This is a genomic window from Plebeiibacterium sediminum (assembly GCF_026013605.1).
Lineage (GTDB): Bacteria > Bacteroidota > Bacteroidia > Bacteroidales > Marinilabiliaceae > Saccharicrinis > Saccharicrinis sediminus.
In genome coordinates, this window is sequence record NZ_JAPDPJ010000013.1 from 57532 (window position 1) to 77681 (window position 20150).

Annotated in this window: 15 protein-coding genes; 1 reads left to right on the plus strand and 14 read right to left on the minus strand. The window is 34.6% G+C overall.

Translation table 11 applies throughout. The features are described 5' to 3' along the window. Positions 1-99: 99 nt before the first annotated feature. On the plus strand, positions 100-810 hold the full coding sequence (locus tag OM075_RS07855) for a Crp/Fnr family transcriptional regulator (RefSeq protein ID WP_301189941.1): 711 nt from the start codon (positions 100-102) through the stop codon (positions 808-810). Between the two features lie 2 nt (positions 811-812). Here the strand turns inward: OM075_RS07855 and OM075_RS07860 are convergent, their stop codons facing one another. The 14 genes from OM075_RS07860 to OM075_RS07925 form a co-directional block, all read right to left on the minus strand. Continuing rightward, positions 813-1982, minus strand: coding sequence for a DUF418 domain-containing protein (locus OM075_RS07860; RefSeq protein WP_301189942.1), 1170 nt, complete (start codon positions 1980-1982; stop codon positions 813-815). A gap of 2 nt (positions 1983-1984) precedes the next feature. After that, positions 1985-2332, minus strand: coding sequence for a hypothetical protein (locus OM075_RS07865; RefSeq protein WP_301189943.1), 348 nt, complete (start codon positions 2330-2332; stop codon positions 1985-1987). A 139-nt stretch (positions 2333-2471) separates the two neighbouring features. After that, complete coding sequence (locus OM075_RS07870) at positions 2472-4379, minus strand: methyl-accepting chemotaxis protein (protein WP_301189944.1); 1908 nt, start codon at positions 4377-4379, stop codon at positions 2472-2474. A gap of 441 nt (positions 4380-4820) precedes the next feature. Next, positions 4821-6773, minus strand: coding sequence for a sensor histidine kinase (locus OM075_RS07875; protein WP_301189945.1), 1953 nt, complete (start codon positions 6771-6773; stop codon positions 4821-4823). Between the two features lie 245 nt (positions 6774-7018). Next, positions 7019-7468, minus strand: a complete 450-nt coding sequence (locus tag OM075_RS07880) for an ATP synthase subunit C-like protein (protein ID WP_301189946.1) — start codon at positions 7466-7468, stop codon at positions 7019-7021. A gap of 31 nt (positions 7469-7499) precedes the next feature. Beyond that, the gene (locus OM075_RS07885) at positions 7500-9338 is read right to left on the minus strand and encodes a V-type ATP synthase subunit I (protein WP_301189947.1); all 1839 of its coding nucleotides are present in this window, start codon (positions 9336-9338) and stop codon (positions 7500-7502) included. Further along, the gene (locus OM075_RS07890; RefSeq protein ID WP_301189948.1) at positions 9335-9940 is read right to left on the minus strand and encodes a V-type ATP synthase subunit D; all 606 of its coding nucleotides are present in this window, start codon (positions 9938-9940) and stop codon (positions 9335-9337) included. Before OM075_RS07890 ends, OM075_RS07885 begins: the two co-directional genes overlap by 4 nt. Before the next feature lie 105 nt (positions 9941-10045). Then, positions 10046-11374 (minus strand): V-type ATP synthase subunit B, encoded by a 1329-nt coding sequence (locus OM075_RS07895; protein ID WP_301189949.1) that lies wholly within the window; start codon positions 11372-11374, stop codon positions 10046-10048. 19 nt (positions 11375-11393) lie between these two features. Continuing rightward, a complete protein-coding gene (locus OM075_RS07900) occupies positions 11394-13160 on the minus strand; it encodes a V-type ATP synthase subunit A (protein WP_301189950.1) in 1767 nt (588 codons plus the stop codon). Then, on the minus strand, positions 13144-14007 hold the full coding sequence (locus OM075_RS07905; RefSeq protein WP_301189951.1) for a DUF2764 family protein: 864 nt from the start codon (positions 14005-14007) through the stop codon (positions 13144-13146). Before OM075_RS07905 ends, OM075_RS07900 begins: the two co-directional genes overlap by 17 nt. A gap of 3 nt (positions 14008-14010) precedes the next feature. Further along, positions 14011-14622, minus strand: a complete 612-nt coding sequence (locus OM075_RS07910) for a V-type ATP synthase subunit E (RefSeq protein ID WP_301189952.1) — start codon at positions 14620-14622, stop codon at positions 14011-14013. 338 nt (positions 14623-14960) lie between these two features. Next, positions 14961-16298 (minus strand): TolC family protein, encoded by a 1338-nt coding sequence (locus OM075_RS07915; protein ID WP_301189953.1) that lies wholly within the window; start codon positions 16296-16298, stop codon positions 14961-14963. An 11-nt stretch (positions 16299-16309) separates the two neighbouring features. Beyond that, positions 16310-17089 (minus strand): enoyl-CoA hydratase-related protein, encoded by a 780-nt coding sequence (locus OM075_RS07920; protein WP_301189954.1) that lies wholly within the window; start codon positions 17087-17089, stop codon positions 16310-16312. Positions 17090-17100: 11 nt separating this feature from the next. Beyond that, positions 17101-20145: an efflux RND transporter permease subunit gene (locus OM075_RS07925; protein WP_301189955.1), complete on the minus strand. Its 3045-nt coding sequence runs from the start codon at positions 20143-20145 to the stop codon at positions 17101-17103. Positions 20146-20150 lie beyond the last annotated feature (5 nt).

The following is a 20150-nucleotide window of genomic DNA, read 5'->3' on the forward strand; positions in this document are numbered from 1 at the left end:
GCATTACAACTATAATAGTTGCTAGTATGTGGGCTTTTTTCTATTTTTGGACTCAATATGTTATAAAACATAAATCTAGCTGAGCTAATAATAGATAAGATGCCAAGAAGAATAGATAACAATTTTAACGCTGAACCTACTATAAAAGATATTTCTCAAATTTATGATGTCCTTACCGATGAAGAAAAAGAAAAAGTTCTTAACAATCATTCTGTAAAGCATTTTAAGAAGAACGACGTAATTTACCAGGAAGGCGAAATTCCAGACAGTTTATTATGTCTTGGTTCTGGAAAAGTTAAAGTTTATAAAGTTGGATTTGGTGGACGTGACCAGATTGTACGTATGGCTAATCCAACCAGTTTTATTGGTTATCGCGCTTTTTTTGCTGAAGGTCCGCATGTTGCCTCAGCTGTAGTAATTGAACCCTGCACCATTTTCTATATTCCTAAAGCTATTGTATACGAACTACTTGAAAGCAATCATCAGTTTAGTTTAAATATTATTCGCTCACTTGCTCAGGAGTTAGGTTTTTCACGTTACAGAACAGTTACACTGACTCAAAAACACATTAGAGGTAGACTTGCTGAAAGCTTATTAGTATTGAAAGATATTTACGGCTTTGAAGACGATGGCATCACATTAAATGTTTATCTATCTCGTGAGGATCTGGCTAACTTCTCAAACATGACAACTTCTAATGCCATAAGAACATTGTCAACCTTTGTAAATGAAAAGGTAATTACCGTTGACGGTAGAATAATTCGAATCTTAGATCAGGAAACATTAGAGAAAATATCAAAACTTGGATAGGTTTATTTTGAATTTATCCAGGTTAATTTGTGCCAGATTGTTTCCAGTGGTCCATGCTTGAACTTTTTGGCCCATTGAGTACAAAATATTCCCAACAATATAGCCAGTGCTATTCCTATTATTACACTATAAGTGGCTCCTGTAAATTTGTACAATCCCAATCCAAAACCATAATAGATTGAAGATCCGATCATAGATTGAAACAGATAATTTGATAAACTCATTTTCCCTATCGGAGAAAAAACATTTAGCACCTTATTCCCATATTTTGTTTGAAACAACAGTACAAAACCAGCTACCAACACTAACATAAAGCTAATATTAGTAAATGCGGTTTCAATTGTTTCCAAAGGTCTTTTAATCACCTCTGAAGTTATTAGGTGGGGCAGATTATTCTTTAATATATACAACGGAATAAATACCAATATGGAAATAGTAAACATTCCAATCCAGATCTTTTTATTTTGAGTATTCCAGGCAAATAGTTTTTTTCTACCGGCTAACATTCCAAAACAAAACAGGGCCAGTATATGAAAAAACCGTCCATTTTCCCAGCTCCAATGTAGAACAGCCATTTTACCATTAGTTAAATTCCCTCTAGCTGTATGCAAAAATGAACCATCCAGAATATAATCATTCATCTTACCAAAATAAGTCCATGAAACAGGGTTTTCAAGTGAAAGATCCGGGTTATTTATCCCTTGAATTAATTTAACCCACTCAGTAGGTAACAACAATAAAAGAATTGCAGAAAAAAACACCCACTTGCTTTTCATTTTCGCAAAGGGAATTAACAGAAAACCTACAAGTGCATATAATGTTAATATATCTCCCTGATAAAAGACTGAATTAATGAGTCCGAACCCGAATAGTAAAACAAGCCTCCATGCAAAACGCCATCTGAAATCCTTACCCTTCTGTTCCTGGTGATCTGTTTGAATAAAAAAGGTTAGTCCAAATAAAAGTGCAAAAATAGCATAAGACTTACCTCCAAATAAAAAGAACAGGCTATCCCAGATGGTTTGATCCAGAGTTACCATCCTGGAAGGCAAATCCTGTGGTTGAAAATAAACATCAAAATGTTCGATATTATGAAGTAACATGATGGATACTATTGCAAAACCTCGCAAAGCATCTACCACATGCAATCTCGTAGCGTTTTTATTGATCACTGTTATTTTTCTTCTTTTTCAAAAACAAAAACGCCACAAACGCCCTGTTCATCTTCACTTGATCCAACTATTTGTCCATTTTGATTAATAATACCTTCTCTTTTTTCCGGGAAATATTCAAAAGGTTCAACGGAGATAATCTCGTAATCAATCATTTCAAGTGAAACTTTATCCCCGTCAACTTTTCCTTCCAACTGACATTTTACCTGGAATGGTGTTTCATTCTCTATATATTCTGTAAAATCTAAAACACCATAAAGCCGATCTCCTGCTTGAGCCAGAATTGCAACACCTTCGTCTTTGCCTGAATCAAATTCTTCTCTAAAAATCCATCTACCGGTTAAGTCCATATCTTTATATTTTAATATACAATATAAGAAATTAACAAAATACAGAGCAATATTTTACAATTGCATTACCGGTTTATTTTTGAATATTATCAGCAGACAATTATTCGTTTTTAGCTATGAGTTCAATATGAAGCATTTATTAAAACACTTCATATTCTTCTTTCTCCTTTTTGCTCATTTTATTAACAGTAATTGAGTTACTGTTTGGAATATGAATTTTATTAAAACTCATATTTCTTTTTACTTCGGATTTAATCTTAGTATTAATTTTCGTATCAACTCCTTCTTCCAACTTAAAATATTCAATCAATTGACGTAATTGAATGGCCTGACTACTTAACTCCTCTGCACTACTCGCCATCTCTTCACTTCCTGCAGCGCTTTCCTGAGTAGCCTGGTTTAATTGTTGAACCGCACTATTTATTTGACCTGCTCCTGTTCGTTGCTCTTTAGAAGAGGCCGCAATTTCTTTCATAAACAAGTTTGCCTTATCTACTCCTGGTAAAACAGATTCTAACTTTCGATTGGATGCCACAGACAGATCATTACTTTCCTTAGCCAATTTAACAATTTCATCTGCTGCTTCCTTACTTCTTTCAGCCAATTGGCGTACTTCGGCAGCCACAACAGCAAAACCTTTTCCATGCTCGCCTGCTCTTGCCGATTCTACAGCTGCGTTTAAAGCTAATATATTTGTTTGTCGGGCGATCTCACTTACCACATTAATCTTTTCAGCAATCTTTTTATTGGCCTCCATTGCTTTTCGTGATTCACTGCTCACTTCAGCAATATCAGTCATTGTTTTATCTGCCAATTTCTCACCTTCTTCTGCATTATCATTACTTTGCTCAATGTTAGCCACCATTTCTTCAATAGCTGTTGAAACCTCTTCTAACGAAGCAGCCTGCTCACTTGAACTTGATGATATTGATTGAGAATTGGTATTTAGCTGTTCACTTGCAACTGTTAATTGCTGCGAACCACTCATAATCTCCCCTACAACTTCTTTCAATTTTTCACACATTTTATCCATTGCCATCGTCAATCTGCTTACTTCATCTTTACCTACAACTTCAATTGTATGAAATAAATCTCCCATCGACATCTTTTCTGCCAGCCTCACCCCTTCTTCGAGAGGTTTTGTAATACTTCTTGAAATACGATTAATTACAATTGCCACTAATATTAAAGCGATAACAATAACAAATATAATTTGGTTATCAGCACTTTGCACAACAGCTTCTTCTGCTGCTAAAATATCTTCAACAAGTTTTTCACCCAACTGAGCCACTTCAGCGCCTTCCTGCTGCATCTCAGCCACTTTTGCACCTTGCTTTACAACAGATTTGGTATAATCATTAAAAGCAATCTGATAATCTGCATATTTTGACACCAGGTTATTAATGATCTTACTATTTGATCCATAAATACTTTTGTTAGCCTCCAATAAGGAAATACAGTCATTTAATCTAACCTTTACTTTACTAACCCCATCTGAATTAATAGAACCATCGGCACTCATAGGATTAGCAATAAACTCCCATGCAGATATTCTTAATGAGTTATGTGGATTAACTAACTTTTGAATTAAAGAAGCATTTGCCTGATTATCTGCAGTGATTAACTTACTTAAATCGCCACCTACTTTATACCAATTATTGAAAGTTTGCTCTTTCTTATTCTCCAGATTGACATATTCATTAAAAGATGCCTTATAATTTTGAATATGAACTTTAAAGTCATTTCCATTCTCTATTCTATTACCCGATTTTTCTACAGCCAAATCCACATTTTCAATAGCTCTATCCAGATTATCAATGGCTTTACTTATTACGCCAGAATCTGAAAACCGTAGAAAATACATTACATTTAGTCGTGCCCCCAATAAATTACTTTGAACGTCTCTAACCTCATTTGACACTTTAGCTATGTTTGTTGTATTTTTTAAACCAATCCAACCAATAGCACCAACAACAATTAAGCATAACACCAGAATATTAAACCCCAACGCTAATCGAAAACGAATTGAAATGTTACGTAAATTCATATCTTCCCTACAATTAAAAATTTTGATTATTTGTAAATGTCTTAACCGAATAAAAATCACCCCCACAATCAAAAATCGAATATTCAAGCGAATACCCCCTGATTTTTGACCAATAAACTTTTACTCTTATTTGTTCATCTTTTCTGCTACAAATATAATTGAAGGAATAGTTGGCTAAAATTATTCGAACAATCTTTAATCATAGTCCAGGCTATTTTCATCAAATTCGAACCTATATTTCACCTACTATATATATTGGAAACATAGGAATAAGCTACTAAAAACAAAGAAGAAAAGGCATGAAACAAGCTACATAAAACACTATATAACAACACTCTAAAGATACGACCATCCTATTACATTAAACCTCACACCTTTGTGCATACAGGCACTCTATTACCTTAATTCGATTTCAATTTAACAACAGAACTGCAATAATAATTAAACAATAAAGGGAAGTGTAAACTTAAAAATGCTTCCTGAGTCCATTGAAGTTTCAACCCAAATATCGCCACCCATTTTATTTATATAAGCTTTACAAATAGCCAGGCCCAAACCTGCACCACCATATGATTTATTTGGATCCTTTAACTGAGCAAATCGTTCAAAAATATTTTTACGCTTGTTTTCAGGAATACCTATACCAGTATCCTCAACAGAAATAACAATATCAGTACCTTGCACTTCATAAGCAATTTTGAGGAAACCATTTTCTGTAAATTTCAAGGCATTACTTAAAAGGTTATCCAAAATCTGACGTAATTTAGTTTCATCTGATTTTAAAATAGCATCCTTATCAGGTAAAGGAAGCATTGTAATAATTTCAAGACCCTTACTTGCAATATCGGGCTTATAAAAAGCAGCGATGCTCCTTATAAGTTCATTAATATTAACTTCATTTTCGATAATATCAACTTCTCCAATCTCAATTTTTGAAATATCGATAATATCATTTACAATTCTGAGTAATTGCTGTCCACTCGACCTGATAATATCACAATAGTATTCCAATTCTTCATTTTGGAGCGCTGTACTTTTCAACAGGTCAGAAAATCCAACAATACCATTCATTGGAGTTCGGATTTCGTGCGACATGTTACACAGAAAGGCTGTTTTTAAACGATCACTTTCTTCCGCATGTTCTTTTGCTTTACTTAATTCCTCCTGTGTTTCCTTTAGTGTAGTAATATCGTGTGCTACAGAGTATGAAATACCCTTTTCATAAATAGGTTGTACCATCCACGAAAACCAAACAGAGCTACCATCTTTACAAACATATCTATTTTCGAATTCAAGCAGTTCTGGTTGCTCCTTAATTTTTTCACTAATATAGTCTACTGTTCTCTTTAAATCATTGGGATGAATCATTTCAAACATAGATCGTCCCTGTACTTCCTCAGATGTGAAACCTAATATTCTATAGAATGCAGGATTGGTCTTTATAAAAACACCATTTATATCAGCGATGCAAATAGGATTGGCAACCAAATTAAAAATACGTTCATACTCTAACAAATCCTGCTTTTTATTGAGCATTCTTTGCTTGGTAATAATAAGGTCTGTAATATTATTTGCAACAACATATACTCCTATCAATTGGTTGCTATTATCACTTATAGGATTAAAGTCAAGATTAAACCACATGTTTGAACCATTATATTCAATTTTATCTATGGAATTAAGTGCTTGATTTGACTTTACAACCTCTTTAAGGTTTGGAAGAATTAAATTATAGTAGTTTTTATAACCTACAGTGGTTAAGTCCACAACATTATGATCTGCAGTAAGAAATGTAGATTTAAAATTATCATTATAAAATGACAGTTTGAGATTTTTGGAATAAAAACAATTTAAAGCTCCTGACTTTTCGTAAAGCACCTTACACACAAGATCATTAGTGAAATTGTCATCATACTTATCATTAAATTTTAGATAAATATTTTTTAAATCGACCTCTATTAGCTCCTTGATCTGCAGGCTTAATTTAATAGCAGCCTGATCAAAACAGTCTTTCTTTTCATCCAACAAAATAATATATCCCATGAGTACATCATCCGGATAAAAAACAGGAACTACTAGTATTGACTTAAACTTTAATTCACCAACATTTTGGAATCTATCAAAGTTCTTTAATATATAGGTTTGATCAGAAAGAGATTCAACATCTCCTATTAAAGATTCTAAAGAAAGGCCATCTGTTATATTAAGTTGGATAGAATTATTATGACAGGTGGGTAATATTTTCAAAAAGTCTCCTTCTCGTTGTGTTAAGATACAAGTCGCTGATTTATAGAAATCAGATATCAGACTTAAATTATTACGCCATTTCTTAAGATATGCCTCTTCAATACCAATGGTATCATTAAAAATATTTGATAAATAGATGTATTCCATATCTAAAAAACGACAAGACTGACAAATAATAAATCGGGCTTTTAACAATACATTAATATAATAACATATTTTCTTATATCAAATACACAATTTCCGTAATCACCTAATTTCCATATTTTTCTATACTATTCATTTATAGGAACTGTTATAAAAACAATCATCCTGTATACTTTTGAGTTACTATAAAAAAGAAAAACCCGATGACACAAGCCATCGGGTTTTAATATATAAGGTTATTATTTTAATTAAGCTACAGCTTGTCCAATTAAGATAGCAGCCACTAAAGCTAAAATCGCATATAACTCTGGGAATACTGCAAGAATTAACGACTTACCAAAAACATCGTAACCAGCACCAATTCCAGCAATACCATTTGCACAAACTTGTCCCTGACGAATTGCAGATAATAAACCAACAATACCTAAAGCTAAACCAGCACCAAATACAGCACCAGCTTGTAACCATGACATATCAGCTTGTAACAAACCTGCTAACATAAAATATCCGATAAATCCGTATAATCCCTGAGAACCAGGTAAGGCACTCAATGTTAAATAACTACCAAATGCAGATTCATTCTTTTTCATTGCACCAATAGCAGCATTACCGCCCATAGAACAACCATAAGCGCTACCAATTCCTGTTAGTGCAACCATTAATCCAATTCCAATATAAGCAAATACAATAGCTTCCATAATTATTTAAATTTAAATTCTGTTTAATTTATTAGTTAACTTGTTTTTTAAAAGGATTATATGCCTTACCTCCACCTTCAAAACCTGCGTTTTTGTAGAACTCTACAAAAGTTAAACGCAATGGGTGAACCATAGAACCTAATCCTGACATAAAAATATTAATAGCATGTCCTACAACCAGAATAACCAGCATTAGAACAAAACCGACAATTTGCATTACAATTCCTGCTTCAGGGTTTATCAATTTCAAAGCAAGATCATTAAAAACCAATCCAAGAATAGCACTTGCTAAACCTAAGGCAAACAATCTTACATAAGATAATAAGTCACCAACACCACCTACAACAGTGTTATATGTGTCCCATAACCCTGATCCAAAATTGAGTAAAAGACTTTTCCCCGGAGTATTCATAAAGAAAATTCCGATCAGACATATTCCGCCAATAATCATATAAGGAATGTTCATAAACTCAACATTCATTTTATCTGCTACCAGATAGTTTACAGCAGAAGCTATGATTAGAAAAGCCCAACCTAGCGTTGAAACAGCATGTATAAATCCAGCTTGTTTAATCTCCTTAGCTGCTCTCAGGAACATTCCAAATAACATTTGAATCAGACCTAAGATCAATGAGGATTTAAACATGATATCCTGAACTGTAATACCTGACGCTTCCATTGATTTTGCCAAATCCCTGTATACAGGCAGATTTGTTTTGTATAGCTCGATACCGAAAAAAGTACCTCCCAATATACCAAAGAACATGGTGGATGCTCCCAATAGCTGAATCAAGGATAAAATAGGATTAGCTTCTTTTTGTTTGGCTTTTACAATTGTTGCAACCAACACAAACAAAAGACCATACCCTGCATCACTAAAGCAGAAACCAAAGAATAACAAATAGAATGGCGCCAAAAACGGAGTCAAATCCAATTCATTATAAGATGGTAATGCATACAGATTACTAATGGTTTCAAACAAGCGGTTAAACCTGTTATTTTTTAGTTGAACCGGAGGTTTATCTGCATGATTTGCTTCACTCTTCAGATAATAAACTGATGCATTCTCCAAATAGGCATCCAACTCAGCAAGCCTGTCTTTAGGCGCCCATCCTTCCATCAATTTTACCTGACCTTCAAGCTCATCGCTTGTATGATGCACTGCTTCACTTGAAGCCAAAGCATCTTTTAATTCAAGACTATAATTTTCAAGAACCAGAGATCCTTTATTTGCATAAGCATGTAAAGTTGCTTTCTCCTGTTCCAACTGTTCTGTAAGTTCTTTTAACTGACCTTGAATTTCACCGATTGATTGTTTTGGAAGTTTTACTTCCTCTGCATCAATATCAGGAATAGTCTGGTCGTTTTCCAGAACGAGTACAAAATAGGTATAACCTTTATCTTCAGAGATTTTTGTGAGATTATACGCTGCCTCCCATTCATCTTGAAATTTCTTGGTTGAAACGTAGAAAAAGTACATTTGAACACCAGCTTCATTTTCAAGCTGCTCAATTTTACTCCATGAAAAATTACCCCATGGCAATAATTGGTTCAACTCTTTGTTCAGAATACTTATTTGCTGATTGTAATGTTCAATATTAGTTTGTACACTAGCTACAGCTTCCATTATTTCATTACCTGACTGAGGAATTTGTACCTCATCATATGCATTCTCATCCCTAAAAGTGCTTAAAGTTTTCATTGTTTTTTCAACTTCATTCACACGACGATAAGCATCCAGAATTTCAATAGATGGTTCTTCCTTTTTCTGAATAATGTGAACAACCCCCAACTTTTTTAAGTCTTCCAAAAAGGAATTGTAATCCAAATGATGAACCAAGAATGAATATTTAAACATTGGTACTATCATGATGCAACCTCCTTTTCTTGTTGTTGACGGTTTTTCACAATCTTTTGTGCCGATTTTGAAAGGTTCTCTTCATCCTCAAGGAATCGTTTAATCTTTCTAATGGCATCCTTATATCCCGGAATTTGAACTTTTTCGTACAAGTTCACTTTTTGCGTTGTTTTTTTTCTGGCCACATCAAGTAGTTCCATTTTACGAAGAAATACTTCTCGCTCAATGCCTACTTTTGCCAGATCTTCTATGATTTTAACACCGTCAAAAAACCATACCGGCTTACTAAATAGTGCAAACGGCTCTTTTTTAAATACAACATCTTTTAAAATAGGAGTTTGAACACCTGCAATTTTTTTACTTTCAAGAATAACATCCTCAATAGAAATGATTTGCATATCAAATTCTCCCCAAAGTCGAGACATTTTATCTAAACCAGCCATCTGGGTTTCAAGTTCTTGCCCGAGCTCATCGGCTCGTCTTTTTGCTTTTTTTACTTCTATACGCAATGCAGCCTCCTTATTCTGAAGCGTAGGCAATGCACGCTCCCGAACCTTAAGCTGTTTATCAAGTTGCTGTTGAGAAGTTTTATTATACTGAAACTTTACGGCCATAAAAATTAGATTTTAGATTTCAGATAAGTGATTTTAAGATTCAACTTATCCAATTCATCTATTTATCATCTTTATATTACTAAACATCATCTATTAACTAATAGTCTACTGTTTAGCTCCTTTCCAATATTTTGCAACAAACTCTTCACGTACTACTACCTCTTCGCGAGCAAAATTTTCGCTAAATAATTTCCAGGTAGTATCTAACATTTTCTCCGTATCAATATTAATATCAACAGCTAAAATATGTTCTGAATATTCTCTGGCAAATTTTAAAGTACGCTCATCGTAGTCTGTTAAATCAAAACCGTTATCCTGCTTGGTTTTAGCATTTGCGGCATCAGCATACAAACGGATTGCAGCATTCATCACCTGAGGGTGATCTTCGCGGGTTTGTTTACCAATTACCAACTGCTTCAAACGTGATAAACTTCGGAATGGATCTACAATTACCTTACCTACATCTGAATCCATACGTAAGAACAACTGTCCTTCTGTGATATAACCAGTGTTATCAGGAATCGCATGCGTAATATCACCACCATTTAAGGTTGTAACCGCAATAATAGTAATTGAACCTCCATGTGGGAATTGTACCGCTTTTTCATACAATCGGGCTAAATCAGAATATAATGAACCCGGCATACTATCTTTTGATGGAATTTGATCCATACGGTTTGATACGATAGATAAAGCATCTGCATACAAGGTCATATCAGTTAATAACACCAATACTTTTTCTTGCTTTTCTTCTGCAAAATACTCTGCTGCAGTTAACGCCATATCCGGGATCAACAAACGTTCTACCGGTGGATCATCTGTTGTATTTACAAAACTTACAATACGATCCAATGCCCCGGCATTGTCAAATATGTTTTTAAAGTACAGGTAATCATCATTTGATAATCCCATACCACCCAGGATAATTTTATCTGCTTTAGCTCTTAAGGCCACGTTTGCCATTACCTGATTGTAAGGCTGATCAGGATCCGCAAAAAATGGAATTTTTTGTCCTGTAACCAATGTATTGTTCAGGTCAATACCTGCAATACCTGTAGCAATTAATTGAGATGGCTGCTTTCTTCGAACCGGATTTACAGAAGGACCTCCTGTATCAACAATTCTTCCCTCAACCTGTGGACCTCCATCAATCGGATCACCAAAAGCATTGAAAAAACGACCTGCTAATTGATCACTCACTTTTAATTGTGGGGGACGACCTAAAAACACCACTTCGGCATTTGTAGGAATACCTTCAGTACCTGCAAAGATCTGAAGAATAACCTCATCGCCCATAATTTTTACCACCTGCCCCATACGACCATGTACCATAGCCATTTCATCGTAGCCTACATCAGTAGCCTTTAATGTTACGGTAGCCTTTGTCAGGTTAGTAATTTTTGTATAAACTTTTTGAAATGCTTGAGTTTCCATGCATCTATAATTTTCAAAATTAATTTAAGCGTTCATTCATAATCTCTTCCAACTCTTTTTCATGAGTTTTAAACTTCTCAGATTCCCACTCACTGTAGTTAATCTGCTTAAGCTGGTTGATGATTCGCTTAAAGAATCCGTTTACTTCTTCAAAAGTCTCGAATTTGAATTTTTTGTCAGTGATTTCTAAAACCTTCTCCAACATATATTTCTGACGAGGCATTGGACAGTTTGCATCAATCTTATCAAAAGAATCCTGCTGAAGAATTACCGCATCAATTAACTCTGAATTCCAGAATTTTTCATGGAATTCCAAAGGCACACCATCATCACCAAGAATGTTGATTTGCTCCTGAGCTTCTTTTCCTCTTAATAATAATGTTTTTGTTTTAAGAACATTATCTAACCAGTTTTCACCGATATTTTCTTTCAAATACTCTTGTACTTCAGGATATTCAAGATATTTTGAATAACTATCAATTGGATCAATTGCAGGATAGCGCTTACTATCTGCACGTCCCTGATTTAATCCGTAAAAACATCTTGCAGCCTTACGTGTAGATTCAGTTACAGGCTCTTTCAAGTTACCACCTGCTGGCGATACTGTACCTATAAAGGTAATGGAACCTGATTCGCCATTATTTAAGTATACGAAACCTGCACGAGCGTAGAAACTTGTAATAATAGCAGTTAAGTCCATTGGGAATGCATCCGGTCCGGGAAGCTCTTCCAAACGGTTACTCATCTCTCTAAGTGCCTGAGCCCAACGAGAAGTTGAATCGGCCATTAAAACCACTTTTAATCCCATTGAACGATAGTATTCACCCAATGTCATGGCAGTATATACAGAAGCTTCACGAGCTGCTACCGGCATGTTTGATGTATTTGCGATAATTGTGGTACGCTCAATCAAACTACGACCTGTTTTTGGATCCTCCAATTCAGGGAACTCAGTAAAGATTTCCACCACCTCATTGGCACGTTCACCACAAGCTGCAATAATTACTATATCAGCATCAGCAAATTTTGAAATCGCATGCTGCAATACCGTTTTACCTGTTCCAAATGGTCCTGGTATAAATCCGGTACCCCCTTCAGTAATTGGGTTTAATGTATCTAATGTTCTGGTTCCTGTTTGTAACAGTTTAAACGGACGCGGTTTTTCTTTATAGGCCTTAACAGCCATTTTAACCGGCCACTTTTGAACCATTGTTAGTTCTATATCATTGCCCTCTCTATCTGTAACAACGGCAACCACATCATCAACAGTATATTGACCTGCAGCTACAATGCTTTTAATTGTATATGTTCCCTGAAATTTAAAAGGAACCATAATACGGTGAGGTACACTATTTTCGGGCACTTCTCCTAACCAGCTTCCGGCAACCACCTGATCACCTTCTTTGGCAATTGGAGTCCAGTCCCATTTCTTTTCTCTATCTAAAGGATCGGTATAATCTCCTCTTTTTAAGAAGACCCCATCCATTTTATCTAAGTCGTTTTGCAGACCGTCATAATTTCTGGATAAAATACCCGGGCCTAAGCTAACTTCTAAAAGGTGTCCTTCAAACTCCACCGGAGTTCCAACCTTTAATCCACGGGTACTTTCAAAGACCTGTACATAAACATTTTTACCCAAAATCTTAATCACCTCTGCCATTAGTTTATTCTCAGGGTGAGATATAAAGCATATTTCGTTTTGGGCCACAGGACCATCAACCTCCACAATTACAAGGTTGGCAATAATACCGGCTACTTTTCCGGTAGTTTTATTTTTTCTTTCCATGGCTTAATTTATATTCTTCAGGAAATTCATAACTAGATTCCAACTCACTAAGTAACTTACGGAACATCTTTTGACCTTCTTCTTCATCCAGGGCAATCCATCTTTCTACCATAAATTGTTTAAAGATGAATCCAAGCACTTTTTCAATCGTGAAATAATGAAAGAAAGTAGCTTCATCAAGATATTCCCACTTCAGTTGATCTATTTTTAGTTCTCGCTCCAACAAACTTTCATTCTCATATGTCTGCACTAAAGTTTCTATCTGATCAAATTCACTGGCTAAACCAAAATCTCTGGAGCGACTTTTAACAAGTGCTTCAACAATTTCGCCTCCTCCTATCAATTCTTTTTCATACTCGATTCCGTATTTTTTACCGGTTAATGCTGTAAATACATTTTTCACATTCACCTCGTAATCAACAAAATCACTTAAAAACTGATTTGAGAATGATTTTAGATAACCTATGTACTTTTTAAATAATAAAACTTCAGCCTCTGTTGAAGAAATCTTTTCTTCGGCAAGTAATATTTCTTTAACAAACTGGATCATATACTGAGGGTAATTCGAATTATCGATATCCTCAATATTCTTTTTATCCAACATAAGTTCAAGATCCATCAGAGTAAACAAGCCCCTTGGGTCAAATTCTTTTTGTTGGTTAAATAATAAACTTATGAGATTATAATGATCGAAGGGTAAGTAGAGCGCTTTAGCCATTTCCAGGTCTTGTGCACTCAATTCATCAAGCAATGATTCACACAGAATGATTGAGTTGAACAAAACTTTTTTATCACCTAATACAATATCAGGTAATCCGGCAATTAAACAATAGTACTTTTTACCCATGTTTTACTCCTCTTCAAATAATAATTGATTTGTTTTAGGACGTAAAAATGATTTAAAAAAGTTTTGGAAATCGCCTTCTTCAAAACTAATTACATAGCTTCCATCAGCAGGTCCTACTTTAAATCCAGCTTTAACAGACTGATCCGATTCAAAGCTTAAGCCTTTATTCATTTCGGCAGCCAAATTATTCTTCAAGAACTTTTCCATTTCGGCCTTATCCGACTCAGATAAAACTACATTAATATCAAAGTTTCCTGTTTTCGACCAACCTTCTACAACTTTAAGAATAAGCGATTGCACATATTCCTTATCACTAAACACCTCTTTTAATGAAGGTTCAGCAACTTGAACGGCTATACTTTGTCCTATTTTTTGCTGCAAAGATGAGATTGCTTGTTGAGAGGCCAGCTTTATTTCTGCATCAACATTACGTTGTTTTTCAGCAGCCTTCTCATTCGCATCTTCAATAATACCGGATGCCTTACTTTTAGCTTCAGAAAGAATTTCCTCCGCTTCTTTTCGGGCTTTTTCTAAGATAGCTTCTGCCTCGTGGTTCGCTTTCTGAACCCCTTCTGCATAAAGCTTATCTGTTAGCTCTTGAAGTTTTGATTGCATAATTTTGACTCGTATTTTTTTTGATAAATACCTAAGTAAATCAGGCATCTATCTATTAACAAAGAATTAGTAAAATCTATATAAATATATACTTTATATTCCAGTGACAGTTTGATTATAAAATCAAATGTTAAATTTTAGATATGGACCAAAAGAATTTCCTGTTAAAAATAACCAAACCGAAAATAAAACAACTTGACCAATATCATCCGGAAATAGAATTGTAACCTATATCCAACTCTATTTCCAGATAATTGTTTAAAACTATTAATTTTTTTATCTTTTTGTTATAATAATTTTAAATTTTCCGCATGTTTTATAACACGCTGCAGATTCCGCTAAATATCTAATTGACCGATTGTTTTCAGATATTTTGACTGATTTATTTTATAATTCACCTTAGCGGAAATAAAATCAGAATTTGCCCTTTGCCATTGCACCTGAGCATCCAACACATCTGTAGTTGTAACCACACCCTGATTTAAACGATTCATTTCTAATTTTAAATTTTCATCTGCCTGAGCTAATGAAGCTTTTGTAAACGAAATTTTAACCAGAGATTCGTTTAAGTTAAAGGCACTTTGCTGAATTTGAAGAATAATACCTTCTTTGGCTTTATCGTAGCTAAGTTGTGCTTTTTTAGTAACCAGCTTCTTTTTTTCAAGTGCTAACCCTTTTTCTCCCCAATGAAAAATTGGTACAGATAAAGAAACACCTGCTACCCAGGTTAACTCCGTTTTATCTTCTGCTTTATGATCGGGATTTTGAAATCCATAATTAGCAAATGAAACCAATTGAGGCATATAATCTGCTCTGGCTATTTTTTCATCAACAGAAGTGATTCCAACTTGTCCTTCAAGCATTTTCAACTCTTTTCGGTTAGATGCAACACGTTCTATTTCGTTGATAGAAACCGGATTTGTATCAGGGATTATCACTGAATCTGCTATTGCTATTTCATCCAGAATACTATTACCAATACTCTGATTTAGTGCCATTTTAGCCAGATGAATATTATCCTTCATCTGAATTAAAGCCAGTTTTGCATTATTTAGCTCAACCTGAGTTTTCAACACCTCATTTTTTGTAACAATACCAACTTCAAATCTGTTTTGAGTTTCACGAACAACATCTTCCAAAAGGTTTACGGATTTTTGAATCACCAATAAATTTTCCTTTAATGATACCAAAGCCCAGTACTTTTGATCGACCTCCAACACTAAATTTTCTTTAGTATTTTCTACATTTTGCTCAGAAATCCCAATTCCATAAGACGACATTTTTACATAGTTTCTTAATTTACCTCCTAAATAAATAGGTAAACTGAAATCAATTCCTCCATCATACATATTATGATAGGTCAGTTCTTTATACAAACCTGTAAAAAGTACTCCACTGGGTGTACCATCCATATTAGGCAATTGCCAGCTTGGCACATCCATCACCTGTGGATCATTCATATAAGTATAAGAAGCTGAAAAATCAAATTGTGGTAACATTGCTCTCTTACTCATTTTATGAGATGCAACGTTTATAGCTAAATCAGCCTGTGCTGACTTAATATTTTGGTCATGTTCCAATGCTTTTTCCCGGCATTGCTCAAGCGTAAGATGATCCTGCGCCTGCACAACATAGCTAAGAGAAATAAACATTGCCAGAATAATATATTTATGCATTTCTTTATTTTTTAATGAAAACGATGAATTTTTTGAGATCCCGGATTTAACTTCTCTCTGATACAAGCCAGTAAAAAAGCATTTTCCTTTTGTAAGGACTGTTCAAACTCCTCAAGATTGTCGATGGACTTTGCCATTTTTGCGGCTTCAATTTCTGCATAGTTGATTTTTACAAACCTTTCAGCCAAAGCATAAACTCTATCCGCAATTTCCTCTTGTGTAAAAACTTTATCCACCAGGTTATTACTCAAAAACTCCTGATAAAACACTTTATCAGAAAGAAATAACAACTTCACAGGATTAATATTTGCCACTTTAAAATGATCATACATAATAGCACCCTTAGGCACATTAACCATCATTTCATTATTGTTGTCCAAATAAAACTCATTAGTAACAACTCTTACATCAGATATAAGATTGAAGTTAAAAAGCATTGAATTCAGGGGACCTGTGATCATTGAAATAACAACCTTTTTTAAAGAATAAAGTCTGATTACCAATTGATCAAAAATCCGGAATGCTCTTAACACATTATCTTTAAGATCTCCTCCTTCAAAAAAGGAATTCCATAATTGCTTATATTTTTCTAATGAAAAATCAGGATGATCATTGGTTATTATCAGCACATTAACTTCTTTGTCGTTTGATAAATCATCCAACAAAGAAAGTAACTCATCCCTATATTCGTAAGTTTTACTTTCCAGAAACAAGCAATAGTTTAATTGTAACTGAACAATGCCTTGTTTACTTTCTATATTATAATACTGATTACTCGTATAATTTGCCATTGCTTAAGATTTTAGTTTGAAGGTTTAATTTTATAGAACAACACATAGAATAATGGTAAAACCAACAAGGTTAAAAATGTAGCAAAGAATAACCCGAATATGATGGTTACGGCCATTGATCCATACATGGCATCAGTAATTAACGGGAACATACCAAAGATTGTAGTTAATGCTGCCAACAAAACAGGACGCATTCTACTTACAGCGGCATTAACCACAGCCTCATAAGGACTAACATTTTCCATATTAAGGTTAAGATTAATCTCATCCATCATAACTATGGCATTTTTAAGCACCATACCAATCAACCCTAAGAAACCTGTAATAGCCATAAAACCAAACGCTTTACCTGTCACAAACAATCCTATGGAAACTCCAATAATTGAAAGTGGAATAATTGCCATTACAATTAGTGATTGACGAATACTGTTAAACAGCATTACTACAATTAATACAATTAATAACATGGCTAATGGCATGTAGGTTCCCGTTGCCTCATTCGCTTCAAGAGATGGTTTGTATTCTCCATCCCACATAAATGAATACCCTGAAGGCAACGGGATTGCTTCTAATTTACTACCAACTAAATCTTTTAACGAAGCCCCACTCATATTTGGATCAACAGGATCACATTGTACTGTAATAGCTCTTTGACGATTATAACGTTGAATTACACTATTTTCAAACGATACTTCTATTTGATTTTCCACAATCTCTTTTAAGGGAACAGATGCCTCACTATTGCGTCCCCAAATCTGTGTATTTACAATTCTGTCCAGATTATTTTGTGCTTGCTGATCTGTTTTTAAGAAAATAGGTCTCATAACATCGTTATCACGATATAGCCCAACACCTAAACCTGTAGAAGTAGAACTTAAAATGGCACTTCCCAAATCAGCTCTTGTAATACCAGCTTTACCAGCTTTAACCTGTGAATATTTTGGTTCCCACACCAAAACTTTATTACGCCAATCGTTGGTAATATCGCCACATGCAGGTTCTGATCTTAAAATTTCTTCTGCCTGATTTGCCAAATCACGTAACACAGCCGGATCCGGACCGATAAACCTTCCTTCTACTTTATATTCAATTGGAGGTCCTCCAATATATCCCTTAATTCTGAAACGAGCATCCGGATAACGACCTGCAACCTTATTGCGAATAATGTCATTTACAGTTTCTATTTCATCCAGGTCATGTGTTTCAATCATTAACTGACCATAACTTGAATTATAACTCTGTGTTTGAGCACTTAAAATATAACGAGGAGGTGTCTGTCCAATACTTGTAGTAACATTTTTAACCTCACTTACACTATCTAACAGATAAGCTTCTATTGTAGCTAAGTCACTTGACACCTTATGAATATTACTTCCCTCAGGCAACCAATAATCTACCAGCGTATAATTTTTTTCAAGCGGCATAAAAAATGCCTTTTTGGTATGACCAAAAGCAATGATGGCTCCAACTAACAAGATCAAAACTCCAGCCAAAGATATTCTGCGGTATTTAAGCAACTTCTCCAATACGCTTTTGAACATTTTATACCATTTCCCGTCAAAAGGATTTTGAACATCTTTAGATGGTTTTAAAAATCGTTCACAAACCAAAGGTGTTTGAGTCATGGCAAAAATCCAACTTAAACCTAATGAAATAGCCAGCACTTTAAACAAATCCTCATTAATTTCACCTGCACTATTAGGCGCTAAAAACACAGGTAAGAAAGCCAGAATAGCAATAAAAGTTGCTCCCAACAATGGCCATGCAGTTGATTTACCAACGTTTACAATAGCCTTTCTCACTTTAAGTCCTCTTTGCAATGAAACCAAAATACCATCAGTTACCACAATTGCATTATCAACCAACATACCCATTGCAATAATAATTGCCGACAAAGAGGTACGGTGCAATGAAATATTGAAAGCTTTCATGGCTATCAGTGTTCCAAAAATTGAAAATAACAGACCACTACTAATCAAAATACCAGATCTTAATCCCATAGAAACCAATAGAATCACAATCACAATAATTATGGATTCTATCAGGTTAACAATAAAAACATCATTGGCATTATTTACCTCTCTTGCCTGATCATATATCGTATGAAGCTCCAAACCCACTGGAAGTTGTGCTGTAACCTGCTCTAACTTGGCGTTAATATTTTCTGCCATTGTTAAAACGTTGCCTCCGTTTATTGTTGAAATTCCAATACCTACAGCTTGTTTATTATTAAATCGCTGCATACTGGTTACAGGTTCCAGATACGATTTTTTTACCTGAACCAAATCTTTTAGATAAAACTGTTCCGGACCAACATTAACAATGGTATTCTTAATATCCTCAATGCTATTAAACGCAGTGTTTCCTGCTACTCTAACATTTAAATCATTTAACTGGATCGTTCCGGCCTCAGCAACTGTAGACTGTGCGTTTAGTGCTCCAATAATTACACCTGGATTTACTCCAAGTTCCGAAAGTTTTTCATGATTAATAACCAAATCCACACATTCAGTTCTGTCACCAAATAGGATGATTTTTCCAACCTGACCCACTGTTAACAATTCACGTTGAATAAAACGTGCATAGTCATTGATTTGATCCTGAGAATAACCTTCACCTGTTAATGCGTAGAACATTCCATACACATCTCCAAAATCATCAACTACAGTTGGAGTCATAGCTGCCGGAGGCAATTCTCCCCTGATATCATTTATTTTTTTTCTTAAAATATCCCACTCCTGAGGCATTTGTTTTGCCCTCATGCTTTCTTTTAAATCTATTTGTATAATAGATAAACCTGCATACGAACTGGAATAAATCTCATCTATATTATCCATTTGTTGAGCAGCTCGCTCAATCTTTTCTGTCACCTCCTGCTCAACTTCATATTGAGATGCTCCAGGATATCTTGTTACAACCAGTGCAGTTTTAATGGTAAACTCTGCATCTTCTAACTTTCCAACATTGAAATAAGATACAATACCTCCAATAAATACCAACACCAGAATAAAGTATACAAAAACCCTGTTCTTTAAAGTATATTCTGCTAAATTCATTGTAA

Coding starts and splice junctions, on each gene's coding strand:
- OM075_RS07855 (WP_301189941.1), top strand. CDS start 100: ATGCCAAGAAGAATAGATAACAATTTTAACGCTGAACCTACTATAAAA.
- OM075_RS07895 (WP_301189949.1), bottom strand. CDS start 11,374: ATGGAAACTCAAGCATTTCAAAAAGTTTATACAAAAATTACTAACCTG.
- OM075_RS07885 (WP_301189947.1), bottom strand. CDS start 9,338: ATGATAGTACCAATGTTTAAATATTCATTCTTGGTTCATCATTTGGAT.
- OM075_RS07910 (WP_301189952.1), bottom strand. CDS start 14,622: ATGCAATCAAAACTTCAAGAGCTAACAGATAAGCTTTATGCAGAAGGG.
- OM075_RS07915 (WP_301189953.1), bottom strand. CDS start 16,298: ATGCATAAATATATTATTCTGGCAATGTTTATTTCTCTTAGCTATGTT.
- OM075_RS07905 (WP_301189951.1), bottom strand. CDS start 14,007: ATGGGTAAAAAGTACTATTGTTTAATTGCCGGATTACCTGATATTGTA.
- OM075_RS07870 (WP_301189944.1), bottom strand. CDS start 4,379: ATGAATTTACGTAACATTTCAATTCGTTTTCGATTAGCGTTGGGGTTT.
- OM075_RS07920 (WP_301189954.1), bottom strand. CDS start 17,089: ATGGCAAATTATACGAGTAATCAGTATTATAATATAGAAAGTAAACAA.
- OM075_RS07875 (WP_301189945.1), bottom strand. CDS start 6,773: ATGGAATACATCTATTTATCAAATATTTTTAATGATACCATTGGTATT.
- OM075_RS07925 (WP_301189955.1), bottom strand. CDS start 20,145: ATGAATTTAGCAGAATATACTTTAAAGAACAGGGTTTTTGTATACTTT.
- OM075_RS07880 (WP_301189946.1), bottom strand. CDS start 7,468: ATGGAAGCTATTGTATTTGCTTATATTGGAATTGGATTAATGGTTGCA.
- OM075_RS07900 (WP_301189950.1), bottom strand. CDS start 13,160: ATGGAAAGAAAAAATAAAACTACCGGAAAAGTAGCCGGTATTATTGCC.
- OM075_RS07865 (WP_301189943.1), bottom strand. CDS start 2,332: ATGGACTTAACCGGTAGATGGATTTTTAGAGAAGAATTTGATTCAGGC.
- OM075_RS07890 (WP_301189948.1), bottom strand. CDS start 9,940: ATGGCCGTAAAGTTTCAGTATAATAAAACTTCTCAACAGCAACTTGAT.